The following is a 20,623-nucleotide window of genomic DNA, read 5'->3' on the forward strand; positions in this document are numbered from 1 at the left end:
CTCTAAACTCCGAATCTTTAATCTAAACTGAACAGTACTTCCAATTGCTCGCCCTTGCGATTAATTGAGATAGTAGCTGATTGTGCGGTACGCAATTCATTAATTGCAGCCATAGCTTGTTTCATATCAGTGAGCATAAAGCCATTAATTGAAGTTGCTAAATCATTATGTTTTAACCCCATTTTTTTAAATAGTGCGGGGTCTTTTCCTGGTCTTAATTTATAACCAACCAGTTCACCATTTACACGTGATGGCGATACACGAATATAGTCAAAAAGCTTACCTGGGTTTTTTACCAACTCGGCTCTTTTGTTTTTAATTTCACGCTTAACATCTGCATTCTGTGTTGCTTGAATTATTCTAGCGTTTCTGGGGATTGCTTTATGTTCTGTTCTAATTGACTGCTTTTTATTATTACTAACCGTTTTAGAAAAATTAATACCATCAAGCATGAGCGTTTCGAAACGGTTGCTCACTTTTAAAATAACTCGGTCTGCAAAAACTTGTTTTATTGTTGCTCGAGTACCTTTAACAACATCATCGACTTGATATGTATCTTGGGTACCTTGGCTTTCAATAATAGCTAAACCCGCTTTATCATTTTTATCTACGGCAACAACACCTGTTAACCCAATATTGAGTGACGTTTCTGGCGCATCATTAATAATCTTAGGCTCTTCAATTACTTTTTTTGGCGCTGCATTAGCCTTACCAAACAAATTTAAATTTGTTATATCTTGGCTATTTAATACACCTAGAGAAGATGGTTTTGCATAAGATGTGTTAGCAGTTAACGTAGCTGGTTGCGACTTAGGCCAAAATAACCAAAAAGCTTGAGATGATAAAAATGCAACATACATCACTATAAGTAATAGCAATGTAAAGCTTATTTTTTTTTCTGGTAACTTTGCAATGAAATGCTGTAGTTGTTGTATTCTAAACTGCATAACCTTTATTTTTATATTTATTTAATAGCGAAGACATAGTAACCCGCTTGTTTTCATACAACAAGCGCCTTGATAACGAATGTTATTAACAACGGAAAAAAAACGGTACAAACAGTCCGCTATCGCCTATATTTATTAGCTTAAAGAATTTAGTAAACAAATGTAGTCTCTTTTTAAAAAAGGCTGTTTATGCTATATTTCATGCAATTTTTTCACGATATTTAATTAATAATGGTAAAACAATTAAAAACTCAGCCAAACGAACTGCTTAAAGTACGACTAGATAAATGGCTTTGGGCCGCGCGATTTTATAAAACTCGCGCTATAGCTAGAGACATGGTTCAAGGCGGAAAAGTTCAATATAATGGCCAGAAATGTAAACCGAGCAAAATTGTTGAACTTGGAGCGATTATTAAATTACCGCAAAATCATGATGAAAAAACGGTCACAGTTTTGCAAATATCGGAACATAGACGTGGTGCACCTGAAGCACAATTACTCTATCAAGAGTCAAAAGAAAGCCTAGAACAACGAGAGAAAAATACGATTGCCAGAAAAAACAATAGCTTTTTTTCTCCACACCCAGATAGAAAACCAGATAAAAAACAAAGACGTAAAATCATTCAATTTAAGCAGAGTTAGTAATATTAAACTAATTTTATTAAAGCAATAACACAGTATTTTTATACTGTTTTGTATTCAAATTAAAGATAGGCAAGTGCCAGATGCAAGATTTATTACATAGATATATTTTTGAAAACCTTGATGCCAGAGGTGAACTAGTACAGTTAAGCAATACCTTTAATGAAATAGTTAAAGGCCATAACTACCCTGAATCAGTAAAAACATTATTAGGTGAATTATTAGCTGCCACCTGTTTATTAACAGCAACATTAAAATTTGAAGGTGATATCGCAGTGCAATTGCAAGGTGATGGTCCTGTTAAATACGCTGTAATTAATGGTGACAATAAACAAAACATGCGAGGCATAGCGCGCCTTCAAAGTGAAGTTGCAGGTTCAGGTATTAAAGACTTAATAGGTAATGGCCATATGGTTATTACGATTACACCAAATAAAGGTGAGCGATACCAAGGTATCGTACCTTTAGAAGCTGAGACTTTAGCCGGATGTTTAGAGAATTACTTCACGCAATCGGAGCAATTAAAAACCCGACTTTGGTTCGCGACAGATATTACTGAAAACTCAGCAAAAGTTTCAGGTTTATTTTTACAAGTATTGCCTGTCGATAAAGACAAAGCTGAGCAAGATTTTATTCACCTTGAAGCATTAACAAATACGATAAAAGATAAAGAACTGCTAGAACTTGATGCTAACACAGTACTTACTCGTCTTTATCATGAAGACAACCCTAGAGTATTTGAACCACAAGCAGTTAGCTATAAATGCACTTGCACCAGAGATAAAACAGCCAGTGCATTAATTAATTTAGGTTTAGAATCTCTACTTGAAGATATTAACAAAAATGGCGACATCCAAATTAGTTGCCATTATTGTTTAAGTAATTACATTTTTGATGAATCACAAGTTAAAGCACTTTTTGAGTAAATTTAAGTCATATTCATAATCCATAAAAACCGAGTCTTACTCGGTTTTATTATTTTGTGATACCCCAAATAACAATGACACCGGTATCATTCAAAAAGTCCATGCCCTCAATATCTAATGACACCGGTATCATTCGAAAAAGTTCTTAAATCTTTAGCTTAACGTCCTTTATTGCTTTTGTTTTAGCCAGTATTCACCTAGAATTAGCGCCTAATCTCACAATAGTTCTTTATATTTAAACCCCGTTCAAAACGTAGGAGTGTTTTTGCATGACCGCTTTAGAAAACTCAATTGATTTGTCGCAATATGGTATTAATGACGTTGCAGAAATTGTTTACAATCCATCTTATGAGTTACTTTTTGCTGAAGAAACTAAAGCCGGCCTAGAAGGTTTTGACAAAGGTGTCGAAACTGAACTTGGCGCAGTAAATGTAGACACTGGTATTTTTACTGGTCGTTCTCCTAAAGATAAGTATATTGTTCGTGATGACGTAACGCGCGATACTGTATGGTGGTCTGATCAAGGTAAAAATGATAACAAACCTATGACTCCTGAAACATGGGATCATTTAAAAGGTTTAGTTACAACTCAACTAAGCGGTGAGCGTTTATTTGTTGTTGATACTTTTTGTGGTGCTGATGAAGCAACACGTTTAAAAGTACGTTTTATTACTCAAGTAGCATGGCAAGCACATTTTGTTAAGAACATGTTCATTCGCCCTACTGATGCTGAGCTTGAAAATTACGAACCTGATTTCGTAGTTATGAACGGTGCAAAAACAGTCAATGATAAATGGGAAGAGCAAGGTCTTAACTCTGAAAACTTTGTTGCTTTCAACCTAACTGAAAAAGTTCAACTAATCGGTGGTACTTGGTACGGCGGCGAAATGAAAAAAGGTATGTTCTCAATGATGAACTACTACCTTCCGCTTCAAGGCATCGCATCTATGCATTGTAGTGCAAATGTTGGTAAAGACGGCGATACAGCAATCTTCTTTGGGTTATCAGGTACTGGTAAAACAACGCTTTCTACAGATCCAAAACGTGAACTAATCGGTGATGATGAGCACGGTTGGGATGATAACGGCGTATTTAACTTTGAAGGCGGTTGTTATGCAAAAACAATCAACCTTAGCAAAGAAAATGAACCTGATATCTACAATGCAATCCGTCGTGATGCATTATTAGAAAACGTAACTGTTGATGCGAATGGTAAAATTGATTTTGACGATAACTCAAAAACTGAGAATACACGTGTTTCTTACCCAATTCATCATATCGACAACATCGTAAAACCAGTATCTCGTGCAGGTCACGCTAAGAAAGTCATTTTCTTAACTGCTGATGCATTTGGTGTTTTACCACCAGTTGCTAAGCTAACACCAGAGCAAACTGAGTACTACTTCCTTTCAGGTTTCACAGCTAAATTAGCGGGTACTGAACGTGGTATCACAGAACCTACTCCAACTTTCTCTAGCTGTTTTGGTGCTGCTTTCCTAAGCCTACATCCAACTCAGTACGCTGAAGTATTACACAAGCGTATGGAAGCTGCAGGCGCAGAAGCTTACCTAGTAAATACTGGCTGGAACGGTACTGGTAAACGTATTTCTATCAAAGCAACACGTGCAATTATTGATTCAATCTTAGATGGTTCTATTGATAACGCTGAAGCAACTGTTATCCCAATGTTCAATCTAGAAGTACCGACTTCAGTTGAAGGTGTTGAAGGTGACATTCTTGACCCTCGTAAGACATACGAAGACGCAAGTGTTTGGAATGATAAAGCTGTAGACTTAGCTAAACGTTTTGTAAATAACTTTGAGAAGTTCACTGATACAGAAAATGGTAAAGCATTAGTATCAGCTGGCCCTCAGCTATAAAGTTGCTGCGAGAGATTGCTCTCGCAAATTAAAAAGGGGTCGGAGTACATTAACTGTTAATAAGTTAATTCACTCCGACCCCTTTTTATTTTATTGTTTAACGAGAAAGCTTACTTTTGCTTCTAATCCGCCTTCAGGCATATTTTTTAATGTCACTATGCCGTTATGCATATCAACAATCCGTTTAATGATTGCCAAACCTAAACCACTCCCCTCACTACCCCGCGCTAAGTCACCTTGTGTGAATGGCTGAAATACACGTTCGAGCTCATTTTCTGGGATCCCAGGGCCTTTATCTTGAATAGCGACATAAGCATACTTTTTGGATTTTTCTAAACCGGTAATAACTTTAATATCATCATCTGAATAACGAAGTGCGTTCTCAATCATATTTGTGACAACACGTTTTATTGCAACATGGCTTAATGGAATATTAGGAATACTTTCATTTAACTCTGTATTGATCATCCTTAGTTTTTTCTGTTCAGATGATACAACCTCCGACACCAAAGCATTTAGGTCTTCATTGATTAGCTCTGCTACTTTATGATGTCTTAGGTATTCAATGAATTGATCAATTATGGCATTCATATCTTCAATATCATAAATGATGCCATCACGTAAATAATCTTCATCATCAGACATCATTTCAGTCGCTAATCTAATCCGTGTTAAAGGGGTCCTTAGATCATGAGATACGCCAGCCATTAATAAACGCCTGTCTTCTTCAAGCTCTTTAATGCCCTTAGACATTTGATTAAACGCCCGGGTCACCTCAATCACTTCAATAGAACCGCGCTCTATAAGCTGAGTAGAATAATCTCCAACACCTACTTTTACAGCGGCGTCTTGCAGTGACTTTAAAGGTCTATTGAGCTGGCTTGCAAATAGCCAACCGCCTAAAACACTCAGAACCCCAATACAAGCTAAATAGAAAGTTAAAAATTCTAATTGTGTTTCTTTAAAGCCCATTAAAGGCACTCGAACCCAAAACCCAGGCGCTTGAGGTGATTCGACCCAATATACAAGTTTTTTTGCCTGGTTGATCCTGACCCTAGCCGGCCCTCCGAGTTGCTTAGACATAATGCTTGATAACATTGGATATTCTGAAGCCATTTCTAAGCCACTTTTAAAAGCTTGTGCTTCAGACATTACTTCAACCCCTGTTGCCAAATAAAACTTTTCAGTAATTTCTGGAGATAAAACGATGCCATCGTTTACGCCAATAAATACGGTTTTAACTTGCTTTGAAAGCATTAAAGTAACTTGTTCTATTGTTGGCTTCACAACATAAAAAGTAACCGATATATAAGAAACAATTTGATTTATTAACAGTAGTGCACCTACAAAAAAAACAGTTTGTCCAAATGCGCTACGAGGGAATAATCGCATTACTCATCACTATCGGGAACAAAAACATATCCTAGTCCCCAAACCGTTTGTAAATATCTAGGGTTGGCAGGGTCTTCTTCAATCATACGGCGTAAACGTGAAACCTGTACATCAATACTGCGCTCAAGAGCACTATAATCACGACCTCTCGCAAGATTCATTAACTTATCTCTACTTAGAGGCTCTCTAGGATGAGTAACTAAGGCTTTTAAAACTGCAAACTCACCACTTGTAAGAGAAATAACTTCATCACCATGGTTCATTTCACGAGTTGCTAAATTTAATTTATAATCGCCGAATTCAATTTTATTTTCTTCGGCAGCTGGCGCTCCAGGCACGTCAGATGAGCGTCTACGTAAAATAGCTTTAATACGGGCTAATAATTCTCGAGGATTAAAAGGTTTTGGAATGTAGTCATCAGCTCCAAGTTCTAGACCAATAATACGGTCGACTTCATCACCTTTAGCTGTAAGCATAATAATAGGAATATCATTTTCTTTTTGACGTAATCGGCGGCATATTGATAACCCATCTTCACCTGGTAGCATTAGATCTAATACTAATAAATGAAAATTCTCTCGTTCAAGCAGTCGATCCATTTGCTCCGAATTTCCAGCTGAGCGGACAATAAAACCTTGCTCTACCAAATAACGTTCTAACAATGAACGTAAACGCATATCATCATCTACAACTAAAACTTTGGTTGTTTCTTGTCCCATTACCTAACTCCGCGTTAATTATTTTTATCTATATAAGCTCAATATAAAAGAAAATGTCGCTAATAAAAATCCTTTTGTGCTTTAGTTTGTTACCGAAAGTTTCATTAAAACTTATATCGCACATAATCGTATATAAAACACGCTTATTTCTGACTTCATTTATCATATACAATGGCGTTGATAAACCATTCCTTATTACCCTCTGGGGTTTTTACAATAAACTCATCATCAACTTCTTTTTTCAGCAACGCTCTAGCCATAGGCGAGTCAATTGAAATCAAAGGTTCATTTTCATCTCCATATATTTCATCTGGCCCTACTATTTTAAATGACTTAATCTCACCCTTTTCATTTTCAATTTCTACCTTAGCACCAAAAAACACTTTACCTTCTTGGACTGGTGAATATTCAATAACCTTTAAATCAGGTAATCGCTTTCTTAGATATCTTACACGGCGATCTATTTGACGAAGTACACGTTTGTTAAAGGTATAATCTGCATTTTCAGATCTATCCCCCAAACTTGCAGCCCAGGAAACAATTTTTGTTATTTCAGGACGTTTCACTGTCCATAAATAATTTTCTTCTTCTTGAAGTTTTCTGTAACCTTCTGCAGTCACTAAATTTGTTTTCACACGCTTCACTTCTTCATTTGAATATTTAAAAGAGTATTACAGCATCTTAGATAATTTGAGCTTCATTTCAAGCTTAGAATTATCATAGTTTAATTCTCTTTAAAATTGGACTTTTGCACAGTGAATAGAGACAATCTTATTCATTCTAAGGTCTAACGCAAAGATTTGAATTTCACATTTTAGTTAAACGATACCAAATTCAAAGCTTCATCTTAAATTTTAAGACCTTCTCATATGATTAAGTTTATAGGTTCAAAATGACCCAAATTGCATCTCAATTAGCATTAGAATTAAATGCTAAAGAAAATCAAGTTATCGCAGCTACTAAATTATTAGATGAAGGCGCAACAGTCCCATTTATAGCACGCTATAGAAAAGAAGCAACAGGTGGGCTAGATGATACCCAATTACGTTTATTAGAGCAGCGACTAAACTACTTGAGAACCTTAGAAGAAAGGCGAACTTTCATTTTAAATACCATAAAAGACCAAGGTAAATTATCAGCTCAATTAGAAGAAGAAATCAAAACGGCTAGTAGTAAGACAGAATTAGAAGACTTATATTTACCTTTTAAAGCAAAGCGTAGAACAAAAGGACAGATAGCCATTGAGGCTGGTTTAAAACCTTTAGCTGAAAATCTTTATAATCAAACTTCTCTGGTACCTGAAGAAGAAGCTCAAAAATATCTAAACCCTGAGTTTAAAATTAACGACACCAAAGCAGCGCTAGAGGGTGCCAAATTTATTTTAATAGAAAGGTTTGCTGAAGACGCAAAATTGTTAGCAAAATTACGTCGTCAAATTAACCAGTATGGCGTTATTGAAAGTAAAGTAATTAAAGGAAAAGAAAACGAAGGCGCAAAATATCAAGATTACTTTTCTCATACCGAAAACCTTAAAAAAGTTCCCTCTCATAGAGCATTAGCCATGTTGCGAGCTCGCAGTGCAGGCATAGTACAATTAAACATTATTCCTGATCCCAGTTCAGAACGACCAGAAGGTGTGTGCATTAACATCATAGCAAAACACTTCAATATTGATCTGCAGAATAATGAAACGAGTAAATGGTTATTAAGTGTTGTGCAAACAAGCTGGAAGGCTAAACTATCTTTGCATTTAGAAAACGAATTTTTAGGCGCTATGCGTGATAAAGCTGAAGATGGTGCTATCGATGTATTTGCAAAAAACCTAAAAGACTTATTAATGGCAGCTCCTGCTGGTGCACGAAAAACCTTAGGGTTAGATCCTGGCCTACGTACAGGTGTAAAAGCCGCAATAGTAGACGAAACAGGAAAAATGTTAGGTCACTGTACTATTTTTCCCCATGCACCACAGAATCATTGGGACAAGTCTTTACGCACTTTAGGGCAATTATGTCGTCAGCATAAAGTAGAATTAATTGCGATAGGCAATGGCACCGCTTCTCGTGAAACCGACAAACTTGCAGCTGAACTGATAAAAGCTGAAAGTGATTTAAAAATGAATAAAATTGTCGTCAGTGAAGCTGGTGCATCTGTTTATTCAGCATCAGAACTTGCTGCTAATGAGTTTCCTGATTTAGATGTATCTATTCGTGGTGCAGTGTCAATTGCACGTAGACTACAAGATCCACTTGCTGAGCTGGTTAAAATTGAACCTAAGGCCATCGGTGTTGGCCAGTATCAACATGATGTATCACAGAGTAATTTATCATCTAGCCTAGATGGTGTTATTGAAGACTGTGTAAATGCTGTTGGCGTAGATATCAATATGGCATCAGCTCCTTTATTAGCGCGTGTTTCTGGTTTAAATAAAACTTTGTCTCAAAATATTGTTAAATACAGAGACAATAATGGTGTATTTACTAATAGAACTCAGCTTAAAAAAGTGGAACGTTTAGGTCCTAAAGCATTTGAACAATGTGCTGGTTTTTTACGCATCAATAATGGTTCAGACCCATTAGATAGCTCATCTGTTCATCCTGAAGCTTACCCAGTTGTTAAGCGTATTTTAATCCAAACAAATATCGAAGTAGCTCAATTAATTGGCAATAGCGAAAACCTAAAATCTTTAAACCCTAGTGATTTTATTGATGATAAATTTGGCTTACCTACAGTGACGGATATTATTGAAGAATTGGATAAACCTGGCAGAGATCCTCGCCCACAATTTAAAACTGCAACTTTTAAAGAAGGCGTAGAAACAGTTTCTGATTTAAAGCCAGGAATGATATTAGAAGGTGTTGTTTCTAACGTTGCTAACTTTGGTGCTTTTGTTGATGTAGGAGTTCACCAAGATGGTTTAGTGCATATTTCCTCTATTACTAACAAGTTTATATCTGATCCCCGTGAAGTAGTAAAAGCGGGCGATATTGTAAAAGTAAAAGTAGTTGAGGTTGATGTAGCACGCAAACGCATTAGTTTTACCATGCGTCTAAATGATGATATCAATCAATCTGCACATAAAGGACAACAGCACAAAGCTCAGCCTAATAAACCAAAGCAAAATCATGCTAAACCTAAAGCAGCAAAACCTAGGAAAGAGTCGAATAATGCAGCTATGGGCAATGCCTTTGCGGATGCGTTTGCAAAGCTTAAAAAGTAAATTTAAATCAATACAGTAAAGATATAAGTCCGATTTTTAGAGCGCATTTTGACCACTAGTAGGATGTGCTCTCTCTCCAATCTCACCACAATATACAAGTGCAAACCGTATAAAATGACACTAGATATAACACTAGATATAACATTTCGATAAAGAGTTAATATCCATTTAATTAAATAAGTGATCAAATATAAATAAGAATAAACCTTCAATAGCAAGGTGTTTTATTGAGCAACAGTCAATGTTGTATATTTGAAGCATTTAGAAAGGGCATATATTAATTGGAACTGATATAACTAAATCTGCTGAGCAAAATTTTGAGGAGTGAAAGGTGAGGTTGCGGCTTGATAAAAGTTAGCGATTCGAACAGCTCTTTCATTTATTGAAGTGTCTCTTTGTGCTAATAATTCTTGATTGTCTTCGGAAGTTTTAGCTAACTCTTTTTCTTTTAATGATTCTTCATCAGAAGCTAGTTGGTCTTCTTGGCTTTCATCCTCTTTATTTTCAGCATCATTTTTATTTATACTGGAGTTTTCTTTTGTTAACTCGGTTTGGGCTGTAGCTAATTTTTGTGCAGCATCTGCTGCAATTGCGCGATCAGCACTTGAAGGTTCAGCTGGTGCTAAAGCCGCAGCTTGAACTTGCTGCATTTTGTTTATAGTAGCCTGAGGATCCCCAGAAACAACTGAAACATCTATCGATACTTCGCCACCAACAGCATAATTACTGCCATCAGGTCCTCGCTGATATTCATAACTAGGAGAACCTGCATATTGACCACCAACAGCGGCATGCGCATGTTCGTGATTACGAACCTCAGTATCCCGAGACTTAAGTTGTTTTAATTGCTCAAGTTCTTTTTGTTCTACTTGTTTTGTGTCTTTTTGATTTTTTTGCTGTTCGTCGCTTTCTTCTTTTTGCTGATTGTGTTGTTCTTTATTCTGGGAATTATTTTCTTTATCTTCTTCTATTTTTTTATTGGTTGATTCCTCACTTAACAAAACTTCCTGATTTTCACTTACTGATTTCCCTGGCTGTTTTGTTTTATCAGAATCACCTGCTAATTTAGACTCTGCAGGCGATGCTTCAGGTTTATTTATTTCCTGTACTAGCTCTCTTTTTTGATTATCGTGGCGCGCCGTTTCCGTATGTACATTAGCTGTATTTAAGTTTATTGCTGGAAACGTGGTAACAATATTCATAAAAAGTAATTAAACTCTTACATCTATTAATGTGCCTAATACTTCATCAGCTGTTTCAATTGTTTTTGCGTTTGCTTGCGCATTAAACTGTTCAACTTTTAAGTTAACTAAGGCCTCATCTATTCTTGCCGGTGGTTGCGCAGGCTGAATCGCAACTTCATCAGAGCGAGATGCCTCAACAGCTTTGTTTCTATCAATTTGGTCATTCCTAATCGCCTGCTGCTCTTGAGCTGCACGATTTATATCTTGAGCTGATTGCGAAATTTCTTGACTTGCTCTTTGGAATCCTTGCACGCCTGAATTAAATGCGGGACTAATAGCCATAAAATAAACTCCTTAAACGATCATTCCTATCTAATTATCGCTCAAAAAACAAACTAAATAAAGCTAAAAAACTAAATAATAAAAGCACATTACCTTTATTATTTTAATTTATTAATTTTTAAAGTATTTCTTTTAAAACCTGAATAAATTCATTTTTGTGAGAGATAAAAGGCGCATGTGATGCCTTAGGAAAAACATGCGCTTTAAAGTTTGAATTCAACTGTGTCATGTTAGTCACAGCTTGTATCGGCACTAAAGAATCTAAGCCACCAAATATGCCATAAATAGGGATAGTTAATTCTGTAAACAGTGGGCGTAAGTCTTCAGTAAGTAAAAAATTAAGGCCAGCGTTAAGTGCAATTGATTTTGGTTCTGGCGACAATTTTAATATGTGTTTTAATTTTTTTATATCTTGTTTTGCAGAAGGGCTACCCATAGCTTGAATTGCTAAAAATCTCTCTATCGTTTTACTGCTATTCTCAGTAAGCTGAGACATAAAGTTTTGAAGAACATCAGGTTTAATACCTAACCAATTATTGTTTTGTGTAAAAAAAGGAGAAGAAGCCACTAAAATTATTTTTGAAACTTTTTCCGGATAATATTTAGCAATGTGAATAGCAAAAAGACCACCTAATGACCAACCAACTAAAGTACTGTTATCTGATAATTGTTCTGCTATTTTCTTTGCCACAGAAGAAAATGTGTAAGGTTCTGGACATGATTTTGAATTCCCAAAACCTGGTAAATCTAATGTTTTAATTGGGTTCGATATTTCACTTTTAAGGTCGGTTAATAATAATTGCCATACATTTTGATTCATTCCCCATCCATGTAAAAAAACACTTTCATTTTGCATATTGACCAAACCTTAACCACACTTAATTGATGCGGATCATATCATACGAGGTCATGGCGTGACTGTTTTATCATTAATAGAATATTTTTTTGATAACTTATTTCCAAGCCACTGCTTAATGTGTAATAAAACCGTAAAGCATCAACCTAAATTATGCACTGATTGTTTAAGTTATTTCGCTAAATTACCTTTTCCAACAAACGGAGTAAATTTTTTATTAAAACCCAATATAAGCCGCTTATTTAAAGAGATATATTTTGAGTCCTTATTTGCAGTCAGCTGGTATCAAGAACCTAGTTCACATTGGCTAAGTCAGTTAAAGTTCTGTAATAAAATTCATTACCGCCATGTTTTAATCCAAATAATTCAAGCACAACTAATGGTTGCAGTAAAAAATAATAATTGGCTGTGGCCTGATATGATAATCATTATGCCATTACATCTGAGGCGCTACAAAATGAGAGGATTCAATCAAGTAGATCAAGTGTGGCGCAAAGCTCTGCTTAGCATTCCTGGTTTTGATAGTGCTTTAATTAAAAATGATGTTTTAAAAAGAAAAAAATATACAAAAGCGCAAACCAATTTAAGTGCAAAGCAAAGACAAAAAAATTTAACATCAGCATTTTCAATTCATGCTGATGTTAAAAATAAAACGATAGTAATAATAGATGATGTAATTACGACTGGCGCAACAGTAAACGAGGTGAGCTTATGTTTTAAACATGCCGGCGCCAAGCAAGTCTGGGTTTGGGCCACTTGTATAACACCGCTAGATAAATAATAAAATCAATCAACTAATGTAATTTGATCTGAATTATTTAACTGTAAATGATTTTGATAATAATATTTACCTGTGAATTGACCTTTTCTGTATAAAAATATTTTTTCTCGTTTAACTAAACCAAAAACTTCTATACTTTTGTTTTTTAAATCTTTTAATGAATTAAGGTTAAATTTATCATTAAGCTCTTGTTCTAAACCTTCGTTAATAACTATAGAAACATTTTCTGGCAACCTATAGTTTTGCAGTGCATTAAGGTACCAATTGTTTTCATCTGGTACATAACCCACTTTTTTAACTTCAAAATTAAGTGTACTGCGTAAACCATTTTGACTGTTAATTGATGTACTCGCAGCATCAGTCACAGAATAATGAGGGTAATTTGGCACCACAGAACAAGCACTCACTGTTAACGCTAGAGATAAAAGAAGTATTTTTTTCATATGTATTCATCCTTAAAATTGTACCTAAATTTTACAAGGTATTTTATTTCCAGACAATTCCTATAGAGCAATAACACTATAGGAATTTAAATAACAAATGAAAAAGCTCAGTTTATTTAGGCTTTGCACTAAAAGTTTTGCCAAAAAATAATGCATTGCTTAATAAGCGGCTGGTACCAAACCAATAACCTCTAAATACGGGATTATCTGTCATGCCAATAACTCGACCTCGACCATAAGAATGTGCGATTAAAGCAGCAGCTTTGGATATTTGCTTTACATTATTCTGATGACTAAACCCTGCCATTAATGGCTTTTTATCATATAAAGCTACATTTACAAATGGAGCATCAACGGGCTCCAATAAAAATGTACTATTTTTAAATACTGGTAATACTTTACGTGGAATTGAAAAAGTTAAAGGGTGAGATAAATCCAATTGCGTTTTATAAATTGCACCTGCAATACGTTGTTTAGCAGATAAAGCATTTTTATCTGCGTAAGTTAAATGTGTGCTATCAAAGGTTTCTGCCATTTCTTTTTGAGAAATATAACCTGCTTTAAGTATTTTATTATCAACTAAAAACTTAGCACCTCCTTTATGACCCCAGATAACACCACCTTCTTTGATCCAACTTTTCATTTTTACTTTTGCTGCATCTGAAAAGCCGTGATAGCTACCATTCGCTAAAATAGCATGGGTATATTTATCAAAATTAATTTTTCCTAGTTTTGCAATATCTACAACCGTTGGTGCAATTCCTACAAATTTATCTAAATAATACCAAATCTCACCTACCTCATACTGGCTAGTACCTTCACCGCCAATCAATAAAACCTTAGGTAGACTCACTGGAGCGAGTTGGCGCGAGCCTAAGTCTATGCCTTTAGATGTTAAACCAGAGGTAATACCCAATATTGGAATGGCAAACTCAGTGCGTATTTCATCAACTATGTTTATCCAGTTATCGATTGTTTGTAAGCCTGCAGGTAAAATAATTGTTCCTGATGAAAAGTCAAACCTTCCCTGATCAGTCTCAGCAGTTAAATCTTTTAGAGCAACACGCGCTTTAATGCCTTTTTTCAATAAACGGTTCAACATTTTAGGAGCTAAATAATCGTCCCATTCAAAGGCATAAGCATAGTGGTTTGATAATTTATTTAAAGGTTTCTTCTGTGTCGTTTGCCAAGGTGATTGTGAATATTTAAGCCCCCATTTACTGGTTAAACTTGCAAACTCAATATTAAAAGCATGGGCGATTGTCCAACCAGAAACATCATAAAAAGTATTATCTTGAAAATCTTTTTGCTCACTAAATATCGCTTTTATTAAACGGTATTGTGCTTGCTCTAATGGAATATAAAAACTCGTATCATGGGCATAATCTTTATTTTCTATGCGTATATCTTTAGTTATTTTGTAAGCACTGATTTGATGACGCTTTAATAACATTAAAAATTGGTTTAACCGTGTTTTATCTTTTGTTTCTGAAACTAAATAACCATTTATATTGTCGTTATTAGCAAGCTCTATCGCATTAGTATAAAAGTCATCTTGATAATCGAGTAAGTTTTTTTTGCCTGCAATCGCTGCATCAAAAGTAGATAATGAAGTGGTTAATTGGTTTTTAATCGTTGTCGGAAACTCTAATAAGCCATTAATCGTGTCTTGTTGATGGCCTCTGGAACTTGCTTGCTCAAATAAAATACCTATCGACCCGTTTATATCTGGATAAGTTGAGCCTTTTCCATAATAAAAATCGTCAAAACTTTCTTCTGTAAAATAAAGCGCATTTTGCTTATCCAATGCTTTCGCGTGAAAAACAGCAATATCTTTCGTTAATGTCACATTACGCTCTGGCGTAAGGGGGTGCTTACGGCTAGAAATGCCCGGTTGGAAAAAATATGTACTATGAGGGCCCATTTCATGAAAATCAGTTAAAACATTCGGTTTCCACTGATGAAATTTTGCAACTCTGGCACGAGATTCAGGATGTTGTAATAAAAGCCAATCACGGTTTAAATCGAACCAATAATGATTTGTTCGACCATTAGGCCACGCCTCAACGTGTTCCCTATGATTTGGATCGCTAGACAGATTTTGACCTTTATGCATATTAGCCCATTGAGCAAAACGAGATAAACCATCAGGATTTAAAGAGGGATCAATTAAAATCACGGTATTATTTAATAAGCTTTCTATTTTTTCACCTTGTGCTGCTGCTAAATAATAAGCCACTAATAAAGAAGCGTTACTTCCCGATGATTCATTGCCATGCACACTGTACCCCATCCAAACAACAGCGGGGTCATCTTCATTTGTTTTAATTTCACCATCAGACAATCGCGCTATATGCTTGGCTTGAATTTCATCAATATTTTGTAATTTTTGAGGATTAGTCACCGTAAGCATTAAAAGCGGGCGTTGCTCATGGCTATAACCAATCGTTTCAATTTTAATACGATCACTTTTGTTTGCTAATACTTGCATATAACGTACAAGCTGATCATGCCGTACATGCCAATCACCTACTTCATAGCCCAATACACTTTGCGGTGTTGGAATATCTGGATCGAATTGAATATTGGAATCAAAGTAAAAATTAAGTGGTTTAGCCAATACCAAAGGGCTAAAAAGGAAAAACAAAACAAAGCGAAACAAGCGCATGATTAATTATTCTAATAAAATTGACTGATACCTAAAATTAACACCAGATAATAATAAAGCCAAATTTTTACGATAGGCACTAGCGACAATAAGACGAGCGGAGTATGATAGCAAGTAACCTAGTATTTTAGTCAAGTATACCGTCATATGATCAATATTTCTGAAACCGCACAAAGTCATTTCGCTAAATTATTATCAGATCAAGCTGAAAATACCAAAATCCGTGTTTTTGTCGTAAACCCAGGCACATCACAGGCTGAATGTGGTGTTTCTTATTGCCCAGAAGATGCAGTAGAAGATACTGATATTCATCTTGAATTCAATGGTTTTGATGCTGTTGTAGATGCAGAAAGTGCACCTTTTTTAGGGGAAGCTGAAATTGATTTTGTAACCGATAAAATGGGTTCTCAATTAACACTAAAAGCACCTAATGCTAAAGCAAAAAAACTCGGTGACAACGCAAGTTTAGAAGAACAAATTCAACATATGATAGATACCGAAGTTAACCCTCAATTAGCAAGTCATGGAGGCCAAGTTAGCTTAGTTGAAATTGCCGATGGCATCGCTATTTTACAATTTGGTGGTGGCTGTAATGGTTGCTCTATGATAGATGTCACTTTGAAAGAAGGCATAGAGAAAGAAATGTTAGCTAAATTCCCTGAAATTAAAGGGGTGAAAGATGCAACAGACCACAACCCTGGTGAACATTCTTATTATTAAGTATGCATTTTAAAAATACAATTTATCGCTTAGGCTCAACCCCAAAACTGAGCCTAAAGCGGTTTTTTATTGGCATGATATTATTTGCCATAAGCGCGGCTTTAATCATATATGGTTACCTGTACGAAGCCTTATTTCAAATTCCAGGTTTAGTGTTACTTCCCATAGCTTTATTTTTTGCACTTTACGGATATTTAGGTATCTTTGCTAATCGATTTTCTCAGGTATTAAAAGACCGCAGCGCACTAAATCGCGATATTTTTTAATCAAGGTTAAGCCTCTTAATAACATAAAGCTGCTCATAGCTGCCCATAAAGCATGATTTTCCCAAGACTCTAATATTAAAAACACTGCAAAAAAACCAATCAGACTTGAAAAAATCATCGCATTTCTCATTTCTTTTGCTCGGGTTAAACCAATAAATACACCATCAAAAATAAAACAAAAAACGGCTAGCATTGGTAAAATAATTGACCAGCCAACATATACCTGTGCAGTTGTCACAACTTCAGGAATATCTGTTAATAAAATAATAAGTTGGTCAGAAAAAATAGCAAAACCTAAGCTATATAAAATACTAAAAAGCATACCCCAAAATAAACTAATGTTGACCCAAAGTTTTAATAAAGTGATATTTTTTTGACCTTTAGCCTCGCCCACTTTAGCCTCTACCGCATAAGCAACACCATCAAGTGCAAAACTCACGAGTAATAAAAAATTTAATAAAATCGCATTCGCAGCCAAAATATTATCGCCTAAACGACCACCATAATAGGTAATGAACGCAAAGCAAACTTGTAAAAACAAAGAGCGAATAAAAATATCACGATTTAAACTTAATGTTTCTTTGAGTTTTGTGATTGGTTGAATATAAAGTTTTAGCCATGATAAGCCGTGCTTTTTAAGCAATAAAGAAACAAGAAATAAAGCAAAAAACAAGGCTAAATAATCTGCAATAACCGAAGCCCATGCAGCACCTGCCACACCAAAATCCAGTAATACAACAAAAATAACGTCTAAAACTATATTTGTTATATTAGTAACTAACAGTAAATAAAATGGGCCTTTTGCGTACTGCATTCCTAGCATCCAACCTAACAAAACCAAATTAGTCAGTGCTGCAGGCGCACTGAATATACGAATTGAAAAATATATTTGCGCTTGTTCTAAGGCTTCTTTGCTGGCAGTTATATGATTTTGTAGTATATAAACAACAATAGGTTGCAAGCATAATAAAAAAACGGCAAAGAATGCGGATAATACCAGGCCTTTTTTCAAAACCGCCATTTGCTCCAGATTATCTTTTGCACCAAAAGCATGTGCTGTTAAACCCGTTGTGCTCATTCGCAAAAAACTGAATAGCCAAAAAATTAAACTAATCACCATAGTGCCTATTGCCACACCAGCAAGATAATATGCATTATCTAAATGGCCTATGACCGCGGTATCAACTAAACCTAACAAAGGCACAGTAATATTTGATAAAATCATAGGCCAGGCTAAAGCTAGCAAATTTTTATGGTGGCTAAAGTTATTTTTAGAAAATAAATTATTAAATAGGCTTTTATGACAATGTTGAACAAATTTAAACATGTATTGAGATTAACCTTATTATTGCCTGCATTGATGCTATCAAACCAAGTTATTGCCAGTGTCATTTTACAATATCATCATGTGAGTGACACCTTACCTAGCGTTACGAGTATTAGCCCAAAAGACTTTGATGCCCATTTAGCCTATTTAAAACACAACCAGTTTAATGTCATTTCATTGCCAGACATGTTAACGCAATTAAAAAATGGAAAAATATTAAAGGACAATACTGTAGCGATTACTTTTGATGATGGCTATAAAAATAACTATTTAACAGCTGCGCCTCTCTTAGAGAAATATGGCTTTCCTTATACTATTTTTGTAAACCCCAAATTAATTGATGAAAAAATATCTTATGCAATGACTTGGGAACAAATACGAGCACTGGCTAAAAAAGGGGCGACTATCGCCAATCATAGCGCTGAGCATGTATATTTACATCAACTCAATAAAGGCGAAAATAAAATACAATGGCAAAAACGCATTAAACAAGACCTAGAACAATCTGAACAAAGAATAAAACAAGAAACCGGCCATAACTATCGTTATTTAGCTTACCCTTATGGCGAATTTAACCATGCACTACAGAATATTATAAAAGAATTAGGTTATGTCGGCATTGGGCAACATTCAGGTGCAGTGGGTATTCATAATGACTTTAGTCGACTCCCCAGATTTCCGGCATCAGGTATTTATGCCAATTTAAAAACTTTAAAAAGCAAATTAAAGTCACTGCCGTTTAATTTAAAAATACTTGAAAATTCAGAACCTGTTACGACAAATAAACATCCTAAGCTAGTATTGCAATTGGCAATGAATGATTTTAATCAGTCACAATTTGTGTGTTACGTTTCAGGCCAAGGCAAGGCAAAATTGAATTGGATTGCAACCAATATAGTTGAAGTCAGCGCCGTTGTACCATTAAAAAAAGGTCGCTCAAGGTATAACTGCACAGCGCCTTCATTAGATCAAAAAGGTTATTATTATTGGTTTTCTCAACCTTGGATTATCACATCGAATAACCTTTAAGCTAAGTATACAACGCAGCTAACGCTTAACAGCTAAACGCATGAGTACATCAGCAACTTGCTCTAATGGTATTTGCTTACTGGCTGCACCAATATCAAAAGCCGCTTTTGGCATGCCATAAACAACAGAGGTTTTTTCATCTTGCACAAAGGTTTTTGCGCCTGCTTCTTTAAGGTTTAATAAACCTTTAGCGCCATCAGCCCCCATACCTGTTAAAATGGTCGCAACTATACTTTTTAATGCTAATTTAGCGACAGAATCAAATAATACATCTACTGCTGGCCTATGGCGGTTAACCGCCTCACTTTGAGATAAATTACAAAATAAGCCACTGCCTTTACTTATAATGCTTAAATGAAAATCTCCAGGAGCGATATAAACACATCCAATTTCAAGTTTATCGCCATCTTGCGCTTCTCTCACTGACATTGGGCATATTCGGTCCATACGTTCCGCAAAAGAAGCACTAAATACAGGCGGAATATGCTGTGTGATCACCACTGGGGGAAAGTGAGCGGGTAATCTCGTTAAAACCTCTTTAATTGCCTCAGTGCCCCCTGTTGACGCGCCAATAACAGATAAATGATTCATTTTAAATTTAACACTATTAGGGTTAACTATTTTTGCATGAGTATTTTCTTTTACAGGTAAAAATGGTCTGACTCTCGCACTGGCTGCAGCTCGAATTTTATCGTGTAAAATATCAGTGTAATCATGTAATTCTTGGGCCACATTTTTTGTGGGTTTAGCAATAAAATCAATTGCACCTAACTCTAAACTTTCTAATGTTGCCGGTGCACCTTGTTGTGTTAAAGTTGAAATCATCACAACAGGCATAGGCCTTAACCGCATCAAATTTTTTAAAAAACTGATGCCATCCATTTTGGGCATTTCAATATCTAATGTTAAAACATCAGGTTTCAGTACTTTTATTTTCTCTCTGGCATCAAAAGGGTCTTCTGCGCTTCCAACGACTTTAATATCACTTGCAAGCTGTAATATTTCAGTTAACAAAGCCCTTATCAAAGGAGAATCATCAACTATTAATACTTTTATCATTCATAACCTCCGAATTAAAATCTAAAATCATATCAATTTCCAAATAAGCTGCTTGGTGCAAACATATAGCCAATCCAAACCATTTTTTATTTAGACCTGTCATTAATACAACTCAATGTCAGTATGTCTTATGTATATCTTGCTCTTCAATTTCGTGTCACTGCATGCTTGTTTTCATTTAAATTCAGATTAAAAAAACATTCAAAACAGTTCAATGTCAGTATG

19 protein-coding genes are annotated in these 20,623 nt (G+C 35.4%); 8 read left to right on the top strand and 11 right to left on the bottom strand.

The features are described 5' to 3' along the window. Positions 1–17: 17 nt before the first annotated feature. Positions 18–947, bottom strand: a complete 930-nt coding sequence (gene gspC / locus BM088_RS19290; protein ID WP_091988498.1) for a type II secretion system protein GspC — start codon at positions 945–947, stop codon at positions 18–20. Between the two features lie 231 nt (positions 948–1,178). Here gspC and hslR point away from each other — a divergent pair, with 231 nt between their 5' ends. From hslR to pckA, 3 genes are all read left to right on the top strand, one after another. Next, the gene (hslR, locus tag BM088_RS19295) at positions 1,179–1,589 is read left to right on the top strand and encodes a ribosome-associated heat shock protein Hsp15 (protein WP_091988500.1); all 411 of its coding nucleotides are present in this window, start codon (positions 1,179–1,181) and stop codon (positions 1,587–1,589) included. An 83-nt stretch (positions 1,590–1,672) separates the two neighbouring features. Beyond that, positions 1,673–2,515 (top strand): Hsp33 family molecular chaperone HslO, encoded by an 843-nt coding sequence (gene hslO / locus BM088_RS19300; protein WP_091988502.1) that lies wholly within the window; start codon positions 1,673–1,675, stop codon positions 2,513–2,515. A gap of 269 nt (positions 2,516–2,784) precedes the next feature. Next, positions 2,785–4,395: a phosphoenolpyruvate carboxykinase (ATP) gene (gene pckA / locus BM088_RS19305; protein WP_091988505.1), complete on the top strand. Its 1,611-nt coding sequence runs from the start codon at positions 2,785–2,787 to the stop codon at positions 4,393–4,395. 90 nt (positions 4,396–4,485) lie between these two features. Here the strand turns inward: pckA and envZ are convergent, their stop codons facing one another. The 3 genes from envZ to greB all read right to left on the bottom strand — a co-directional run bounded on the left by envZ (position 4,486) and on the right by greB (position 7,141). Then, positions 4,486–5,787, bottom strand: a complete 1,302-nt coding sequence (envZ, locus tag BM088_RS19310; RefSeq protein ID WP_091988508.1) for a two-component system sensor histidine kinase EnvZ — start codon at positions 5,785–5,787, stop codon at positions 4,486–4,488. Continuing rightward, positions 5,787–6,506, bottom strand: a complete 720-nt coding sequence (gene ompR / locus BM088_RS19315) for an osmolarity response regulator transcription factor OmpR (RefSeq protein ID WP_091988510.1) — start codon at positions 6,504–6,506, stop codon at positions 5,787–5,789. Before ompR ends, envZ begins: the two co-directional genes overlap by 1 nt. A gap of 155 nt (positions 6,507–6,661) precedes the next feature. Then, positions 6,662–7,141: a transcription elongation factor GreB gene (gene greB, locus BM088_RS19320; protein ID WP_091988513.1), complete on the bottom strand. Its 480-nt coding sequence runs from the start codon at positions 7,139–7,141 to the stop codon at positions 6,662–6,664. Positions 7,142–7,398: 257 nt separating this feature from the next. On the opposite strand from greB, the gene BM088_RS19325 reads away from it, so the two are divergent. Continuing rightward, positions 7,399–9,723 carry a Tex family protein gene (locus BM088_RS19325; protein ID WP_091988516.1) on the top strand — a complete coding sequence of 775 codons (2,325 nt, stop codon included), beginning with the start codon at positions 7,399–7,401 and terminating at the stop codon, positions 9,721–9,723. A 296-nt stretch (positions 9,724–10,019) separates the two neighbouring features. Here the strand turns inward: BM088_RS19325 and BM088_RS19330 are convergent, their stop codons facing one another. The 3 genes from BM088_RS19330 to bioH all read right to left on the bottom strand — a co-directional run bounded on the left by BM088_RS19330 (position 10,020) and on the right by bioH (position 12,105). Beyond that, the gene (locus BM088_RS19330) at positions 10,020–10,925 is read right to left on the bottom strand and encodes a putative metalloprotease CJM1_0395 family protein (protein WP_091988519.1); all 906 of its coding nucleotides are present in this window, start codon (positions 10,923–10,925) and stop codon (positions 10,020–10,022) included. 9 nt (positions 10,926–10,934) lie between these two features. Further along, complete coding sequence (locus tag BM088_RS19335; RefSeq protein WP_091988522.1) at positions 10,935–11,249, bottom strand: hypothetical protein; 315 nt, start codon at positions 11,247–11,249, stop codon at positions 10,935–10,937. Positions 11,250–11,367: 118 nt separating this feature from the next. Continuing rightward, on the bottom strand, positions 11,368–12,105 hold the full coding sequence (bioH, locus tag BM088_RS19340; protein WP_091988525.1) for a pimeloyl-ACP methyl ester esterase BioH: 738 nt from the start codon (positions 12,103–12,105) through the stop codon (positions 11,368–11,370). A 58-nt stretch (positions 12,106–12,163) separates the two neighbouring features. On the opposite strand from bioH, the gene BM088_RS19345 reads away from it, so the two are divergent. Beyond that, on the top strand, positions 12,164–12,886 hold the full coding sequence (locus tag BM088_RS19345; protein WP_091988528.1) for a ComF family protein: 723 nt from the start codon (positions 12,164–12,166) through the stop codon (positions 12,884–12,886). A gap of 5 nt (positions 12,887–12,891) precedes the next feature. Here the strand turns inward: BM088_RS19345 and BM088_RS19350 are convergent, their stop codons facing one another. Together BM088_RS19350 and BM088_RS19355 are read right to left on the bottom strand one after the other, a co-directional pair. Continuing rightward, positions 12,892–13,329 (bottom strand): hypothetical protein, encoded by a 438-nt coding sequence (locus BM088_RS19350; protein WP_091988531.1) that lies wholly within the window; start codon positions 13,327–13,329, stop codon positions 12,892–12,894. A 112-nt stretch (positions 13,330–13,441) separates the two neighbouring features. Beyond that, a complete protein-coding gene (locus BM088_RS19355) occupies positions 13,442–15,997 on the bottom strand; it encodes a M14 metallopeptidase family protein (RefSeq protein WP_091988534.1) in 2,556 nt (851 codons plus the stop codon). Between the two features lie 147 nt (positions 15,998–16,144). Here BM088_RS19355 and nfuA point away from each other — a divergent pair, with 147 nt between their 5' ends. Both nfuA and BM088_RS27770 read left to right on the top strand, forming a co-directional pair. Then, positions 16,145–16,717 carry a Fe-S biogenesis protein NfuA gene (nfuA, locus tag BM088_RS19360; RefSeq protein WP_091988536.1) on the top strand — a complete coding sequence of 191 codons (573 nt, stop codon included), beginning with the start codon at positions 16,145–16,147 and terminating at the stop codon, positions 16,715–16,717. Between the two features lie 2 nt (positions 16,718–16,719). Next, entirely contained in the window at positions 16,720–16,983 is a 264-nt protein-coding gene (locus tag BM088_RS27770; RefSeq protein WP_091988539.1) for a hypothetical protein, read from the top strand. Here the strand turns inward: BM088_RS27770 and BM088_RS19370 are convergent. Continuing rightward, positions 16,925–18,208, bottom strand: coding sequence for an MATE family efflux transporter (locus BM088_RS19370; protein WP_245763869.1), 1,284 nt, complete (start codon positions 18,206–18,208; stop codon positions 16,925–16,927). The genes BM088_RS27770 and BM088_RS19370 overlap by 59 nt on opposite strands. Positions 18,209–18,289: 81 nt before the next feature. Here BM088_RS19370 and BM088_RS19375 point away from each other — a divergent pair, with 81 nt between their 5' ends. Beyond that, positions 18,290–19,339 (top strand): polysaccharide deacetylase family protein, encoded by a 1,050-nt coding sequence (locus BM088_RS19375; protein ID WP_091988545.1) that lies wholly within the window; start codon positions 18,290–18,292, stop codon positions 19,337–19,339. A gap of 18 nt (positions 19,340–19,357) precedes the next feature. Here BM088_RS19375 and BM088_RS19380 read toward each other — a convergent pair whose 3' ends face one another. Further along, entirely contained in the window at positions 19,358–20,398 is a 1,041-nt protein-coding gene (locus BM088_RS19380; protein WP_091988548.1) for a protein-glutamate methylesterase/protein-glutamine glutaminase, read from the bottom strand. Between the last annotated feature and the right edge of the window lie 225 nt (positions 20,399–20,623).

Source organism: Pseudoalteromonas denitrificans DSM 6059 (assembly GCF_900112265.1).
GTDB lineage: Bacteria > Pseudomonadota > Gammaproteobacteria > Enterobacterales > Alteromonadaceae > Pseudoalteromonas > Pseudoalteromonas denitrificans.

Excerpts from the sequence above, each read along its gene's own strand:
- BM088_RS19380 (WP_091988548.1), bottom strand. The coding sequence starts at position 20,398 with ATGATAAAAGTATTAATAGTTGATGATTCTCCTTTGATAAGGGCTTTG.
- ompR (WP_091988510.1), bottom strand. The coding sequence starts at position 6,506 with ATGGGACAAGAAACAACCAAAGTTTTAGTTGTAGATGATGATATGCGT.
- BM088_RS19335 (WP_091988522.1), bottom strand. The coding sequence starts at position 11,249 with ATGGCTATTAGTCCCGCATTTAATTCAGGCGTGCAAGGATTCCAAAGA.
- hslR (WP_091988500.1), top strand. The coding sequence starts at position 1,179 with ATGGTAAAACAATTAAAAACTCAGCCAAACGAACTGCTTAAAGTACGA.
- BM088_RS19350 (WP_091988531.1), bottom strand. The coding sequence starts at position 13,329 with ATGAAAAAAATACTTCTTTTATCTCTAGCGTTAACAGTGAGTGCTTGT.
- gspC (WP_091988498.1), bottom strand. The coding sequence starts at position 947 with ATGCAGTTTAGAATACAACAACTACAGCATTTCATTGCAAAGTTACCA.
- BM088_RS19375 (WP_091988545.1), top strand. The coding sequence starts at position 18,290 with ATGTTGAACAAATTTAAACATGTATTGAGATTAACCTTATTATTGCCT.
- bioH (WP_091988525.1), bottom strand. The coding sequence starts at position 12,105 with ATGCAAAATGAAAGTGTTTTTTTACATGGATGGGGAATGAATCAAAAT.
- BM088_RS19325 (WP_091988516.1), top strand. The coding sequence starts at position 7,399 with ATGACCCAAATTGCATCTCAATTAGCATTAGAATTAAATGCTAAAGAA.
- BM088_RS27770 (WP_091988539.1), top strand. The coding sequence starts at position 16,720 with ATGCATTTTAAAAATACAATTTATCGCTTAGGCTCAACCCCAAAACTG.
- BM088_RS19330 (WP_091988519.1), bottom strand. The coding sequence starts at position 10,925 with ATGAATATTGTTACCACGTTTCCAGCAATAAACTTAAATACAGCTAAT.
- envZ (WP_091988508.1), bottom strand. The coding sequence starts at position 5,787 with ATGCGATTATTCCCTCGTAGCGCATTTGGACAAACTGTTTTTTTTGTA.
- nfuA (WP_091988536.1), top strand. The coding sequence starts at position 16,145 with ATGATCAATATTTCTGAAACCGCACAAAGTCATTTCGCTAAATTATTA.
- BM088_RS19355 (WP_091988534.1), bottom strand. The coding sequence starts at position 15,997 with ATGCGCTTGTTTCGCTTTGTTTTGTTTTTCCTTTTTAGCCCTTTGGTA.
- BM088_RS19370 (WP_245763869.1), bottom strand. The coding sequence starts at position 18,208 with ATGATTTTATCAAATATTACTGTGCCTTTGTTAGGTTTAGTTGATACC.
- hslO (WP_091988502.1), top strand. The coding sequence starts at position 1,673 with ATGCAAGATTTATTACATAGATATATTTTTGAAAACCTTGATGCCAGA.
- pckA (WP_091988505.1), top strand. The coding sequence starts at position 2,785 with ATGACCGCTTTAGAAAACTCAATTGATTTGTCGCAATATGGTATTAAT.